Raw genomic sequence first — 1124 nt, forward strand, 5'->3', positions numbered from 1 at the left:
AAATATAGAAACTATGTGGTTTTCAGCCACTTTCACGGCTGTGCCGTGAATAATATAGGTTAAAGATATTCCTGATGAAAAAGTAGAAAAGCTTTCTGAAATAGTAAAAAAAATATTGACTTCATGGAATTTTATAGAAAAAAATTCTGTAGTTGAATTTGAAAAAAATAATAAAGATCTTCGTATAGATGGAAAGAATAAACAACTATTTGGAAAGGGAGCTAGGTCAATTATTAATTCAGCTTTTTTGATTGCTTTAATGAAATATTGTTATGATGACAAACTTTGCCATCCGGGTATAATAATTTTGGATACACCTCTTACTACATTTAAGGAAAAAGATAAAGTTGCGAAGGAAAAGGATGAGAGTGTTGGGAAAAACATAAAAATGGCTGTATATGAACAATTAGCAACATTCGCTAAAGAGTTTCAGATAATTATTTTTGAGAATGAGGAGCCGGCAGAAGAATTAAAGAGCAATATTAATTATATTCATTTTTCGGGTAATTCTAATGTCTATAGAAGCGGATTTATACCGCAATAGCTTTTTAATAAAAATATGAATATACTGGATTTAAACAATGCTTGTAAATGAAAAAAGTTTGATAAAGTGTCGATTTAATATGAAGATAGGAGAATTTGTAAAATTGTAGACAAGTTAAATGAACGGAGGAAAGTAATACATAATGCAAGACAGAAAGCCAACCACGCAAAAAAGATTAATGCAAGAATTTCAACAAATAAATGCTGATGTAGCGGAAGAAATTGATATAAAGATAAAAACAAAAGTTTTAGCGTATGAATCAAGTGATTTTAATAGAGATATATCTGAAGAGATACAGAAAGAAATAAAAAAACATACTAAAGTGAAAAACTTAAAGCTAATTAAAAAGAAGAGCAATAAACTTGCAAAAGAATATTTAGAGAATAATAGAATTTGGATTTTACAAGAGAACTGGTATTGCTTATTGGCTTATTTTATTACAATAGCAACTATGATATTGAGATGTGTGGAGGTGGATACAAAAATGAATGATATAATTTCCTTTGGTATATATTTTATTACATTAACCTGAATTATTCACGGAACAGTATCTGAACTGATAACTGTACCATGAATCCCC

Annotated in this window: 2 protein-coding genes; both read left to right on the top strand. The window is 28.6% G+C overall.

What is annotated here, in order from left to right; all coding sequences use genetic code 11:
• Window positions 1-115 precede the first annotated feature (115 nt).
• The gene (locus DW650_RS19310; protein WP_118210886.1) at window positions 116-544 is read left to right on the top strand and encodes a hypothetical protein; all 429 of its coding nucleotides are present in this window, start codon (window positions 116-118) and stop codon (window positions 542-544) included.
• 142 nt (window positions 545-686) lie between these two features.
• Entirely contained in the window at window positions 687-1076 is a 390-nt protein-coding gene (locus tag DW650_RS19315) for a hypothetical protein (protein ID WP_118210887.1), read from the top strand.
• Window positions 1077-1124: the final 48 nt, after the last annotated feature.

The sequence above is a fragment of the Roseburia sp. AM23-20 genome, assembly GCF_003470905.1.
Taxonomy (GTDB): Bacteria; Bacillota; Clostridia; order Lachnospirales; family Lachnospiraceae; genus Roseburia; species Roseburia rectibacter.

What these genes read in the sequence shown, in the direction of transcription:
- DW650_RS19315 (WP_118210887.1), top strand. Translation starts at nt 687, where the DNA reads ATGCAAGACAGAAAGCCAACCACGCAAAAAAGATTAATGCAAGAATTT.